The 3,267-nt window shown below is 51.8% G+C and carries 3 protein-coding genes and 1 pseudogene; 3 read left to right on the top strand and 1 reads right to left on the bottom strand.

Translation table 11 applies throughout. The features are described 5' to 3' along the window. A pseudogene (locus CAGGBEG34_RS10425) lies at positions 1 to 1,032 on the bottom strand (DUF4158 domain-containing protein); the annotation flags it as partial. A 93-nt stretch (positions 1,033 to 1,125) separates the two neighbouring features. Between CAGGBEG34_RS10425 and CAGGBEG34_RS08750 the strand changes: the two are divergent. The 3 genes from CAGGBEG34_RS08750 (at position 1,126) to CAGGBEG34_RS08760 (ending at position 2,478) form a co-directional block, all read left to right on the top strand. Beyond that, complete coding sequence (locus tag CAGGBEG34_RS08750; RefSeq protein ID WP_275226175.1) at positions 1,126 to 1,740, top strand: recombinase family protein; 615 nt, start codon at positions 1,126 to 1,128, stop codon at positions 1,738 to 1,740. A gap of 215 nt (positions 1,741 to 1,955) precedes the next feature. After that, on the top strand, positions 1,956 to 2,237 hold the full coding sequence (locus CAGGBEG34_RS08755; RefSeq protein WP_006683295.1) for a BrnT family toxin: 282 nt from the start codon (positions 1,956 to 1,958) through the stop codon (positions 2,235 to 2,237). Continuing rightward, on the top strand, positions 2,212 to 2,478 hold the full coding sequence (locus tag CAGGBEG34_RS08760) for a BrnA antitoxin family protein (RefSeq protein WP_006683296.1): 267 nt from the start codon (positions 2,212 to 2,214) through the stop codon (positions 2,476 to 2,478). The genes CAGGBEG34_RS08755 and CAGGBEG34_RS08760 overlap by 26 nt, the downstream gene beginning before the upstream one ends. The last annotated feature ends 789 nt before the right edge of the window (positions 2,479 to 3,267 follow it).

The raw sequence follows: 3,267 nt of genomic DNA on the forward strand, positions 1-3,267 counted from the left end.
GCTTTGCTTGGCATCGATCAGAGCCTGACCGATGCGACCGAACAGGCGTACCTGAGCGTTGATCGCCTTGCTGGATGCTTGGAACTGCTGCGGGTGTTTCTTCCTGGCGTCGTTGAACAGCTTGCTCAGGATACGGTCGTGCAGATCGATGATTTCGTCGGTGACGGTGGCCATACCCTCAATGGTCAGCGCCACGAGGGTGGCGTAGCGGCGCGGCGGCTCGAACTTCGCCAGGTCGGCGGGCGTCATCTGGCTCCCCTCGCGGGCGATCTTGAGCAAGCGGTTTTGGTGTACAAGCCGCTCGATGCCCGAAGGCAGGTCGAGCGCCTGCCAGCCTTTGAGGCGTCCAATGTGTTCGAGCATGTGTCGCGCGTTCGGTTTAGCCGGTGACTGGCGCAGCCAGGCCAGCCAGGTTGTCTTGCCGTTGTCACGGCGCTTGAGCAGACCATCGAGGCGACAGCGATGCGCCTCCATCAGCAGATTGGACAAGGCCGCGTAGATGCGCCGGTTGGCGCGAGTGATCGCCTCGGCGCAGATGCGCTCAATGACGCCAGGCGTTGGAAGGAGCACGCTCTTTCGGCGTAGGCTATCCACTCAGGCCGTGGCCAGCACGATGCCCTTGTCTGTTTGCCACGCCAAATCCGCTAGGCTATGAACTGCGGCCCGGTAATGGCTGAGCGTGGTGAAGGGCTGAAAGCCGAATACCGTTTGCAATTCGACTAGGTGCTCGCGCCGGGTCTGCTCCCGATGTCCGTACTCGTTCCAGCTTTCGACACTGACCTTGAGCTGGCCGACAACCTGTTTCAGCAAGGGTGGAAAAGGCGGCTCATCGACACTCAAGATGACCCCGGGATAGCGCATGTAGCAAAGCAGCACGGCGAAACCCAGACGATTGGCAGGGCCGCGCCGTTGCCGGATGATGGACAAATCGCTTTCACTGAACGTGTAGTGGCAGATCAGCTCATCTTTGGCGTCTGGCAACGCTAACAGGCTTTGTTTTTCAATTGCAGAGAGAATCGAACGGCGCGGCATCGTAGCTGCAGAATAGATATTGCGCGAACGCTCATTTATGCAGTTGCAACCCGCTGTGCACTGCCGTGAGGCATTGCGAGCTGCAAAAATATATTGCAAAATAAAACTAAATGGCAACAAGAAATCGCAATCATGCATATCGGTTATGCTCGCGTCTCGATGCAAGAACAAGACGCCCAAGCCCAAATTACGGCTCTTAGAGCTGTGGGCTGCAAACGGATATTTCAGGAAAAGGCATCGGGCGGTTGCTGGGATCGCCCTGAGCTACACCGGCTACTAGAGCAGTTACGGAAGGGTGATGTGGTCGTCGTGTGGAAACTGGATCGCCTCTCGCGCTCGCTCAAAGACCTGCTGCTCACGCTGGAGAAGATTGAAGGAGCCGAAGCAGATTTCCAGAGTCTTACCGAATCCATCGACACTGCCACCCCGGCCGGTCGCATGATGATGCAGATGGTCGGCTCGTTTGCTGAATTTGAGCGCGCGATGCTGCGCGAGCGAACGAAGAGCGGCTTGGAAGCGGCGCGGATGGATGGACGCGTTGGCGGCCGTCGACCCAAGCTGACTCGGAAACAGCAAACAGAGATCGTCGCGCTGGTTACATCCGGGCAGAAAACGGGAGCCGATGCCGCACGTCTGTTCCGTGTCCACCCGTCTACCGTTGTGCGGCTACTGGCCAGACATCGTCTGAGTGACAGTAAAACGGCTTAGCGTGCTTTAAATTCCGTTTTCTGAGACGACCCCAACCTGTACTTCAGAGGAAGCCTGAACGTGGTAAAGGCTACTCTTTCGAGAGATAAAAAGCGTAATCAGAAATACATCCGGCTTCCTGTAAATTTTTTATTGCCAATTGGATTGAAAGCCATCGGCCCGCTGCACACATCGTTATACTATTTTGTATATATAAACGTAAATATTGAATAATCGTGAACTTTGAATGGGATACAGCTAAGAATCGAATCAACATTCGGAAACACGGTATCGATTTTAATGATGCAGTGGATATTTTTAAGCATCCAATACTCAATCTGATAGACGGAAAAGCAGAATATGGAGAGGAGCGCTGGATAGCTATTGGTTTGATAAAAGCCATTGTTGGAGTTGTGATTTATACAGAACGGGAAGGCAGCGTGGTACGCATCATCAGCGCTCGAAAAGCCACTAGAAACGAGGTACGTCTCTATGAAAAAAGTATTTACAGAAACTGACTGGAAAAGGCTGGAAACCATGTCAGATAATGAAATTGACACCAGTGATATTCCAGAGCTTGGGGAAGATTTTTTTGAGCGCGCCGAATTACGAGAACCACCTAAACAGCCAGTGACGCTGCGGCTTGATACTGATGTATTAGAGTGGTTTAGAGAGCATGGAAAAGGTTATCAGACTCGCATCAATAAGCTACTGCGTATGTATATGCAAGCGAAACAGCGTCACGTAACAGATAGATAACAATTCTCAAAAGATAGCTCACATAGACATTTGACAATTATAAATATATATTTACAATTGTATGTTTCACTAAAGTTAGTAGTAGTCGGGTTTGGAAGCCCGCGCAATCTAGGCGCAGAGAAGCCACATCATCATTGGAAGTGGTTTTTTTGTGTCAAATGTCTGGCATTGCCTCTATGGCAGGCCGGATGGGGGAGTCGAGAGGCTCGCCGGTTCCTAGATTCCGGTCTTCCAACCCTGTTTGGTCTGCCACCCCATTTGGAAGTGGGATGGGGGGAAATAACCGCGATCTAGGAGTCATGCCATGACACGTCTTGCTTCAGGTACATCCGTACCGTTTGTAGATCAATTCGATCTACAAGAAATCAAAATCCCGCCATAGCTCTAATTAGCCTGATATCACTGCCAAATTCAAAGCGCGGGTTTGAAGTGCGCAAACACCACAAACCCGCTAACCACAACCAACTCACCGTAGGAGTTGACTATGGCTAAAGAAGATCATAAGCCAAGTAAACCAGAATTAGCAGACCATGGGATATATCCAGATCGTTTCGTTGAAGTCTCGCGTAACTATCTTTGTTTTTCAAACTCAAATGGGGGTCGCGTCACGCAACGGACGACAGAGTACGCTAAGCCTGAGGGAAGGGCCGCGAGGAGTCTAAATGAGGTTGCCCCAGAAAACGGACACCAGAGTGCGTTAAGACTTGCAGTAATTGATACAGGCAGAGAAGCAGCGGGCACCCAACGATAAAGCGTCGGGACAGAAACGCCCAGATTTCGGGCCACCTC

The sequence above is a fragment of the Candidatus Glomeribacter gigasporarum BEG34 genome (genome assembly GCF_000227585.1).
Classification (GTDB): Bacteria; Pseudomonadota; Gammaproteobacteria; order Burkholderiales; family Burkholderiaceae; genus Glomeribacter; species Glomeribacter gigasporarum_B.

Bases quoted from the DNA above. Each gene is read 5' to 3' on its own strand.
- CAGGBEG34_RS08760 (WP_006683296.1), top strand. From the start codon at position 2,212: ATGAAAAAAGTATTTACAGAAACTGACTGGAAAAGGCTGGAAACCATG.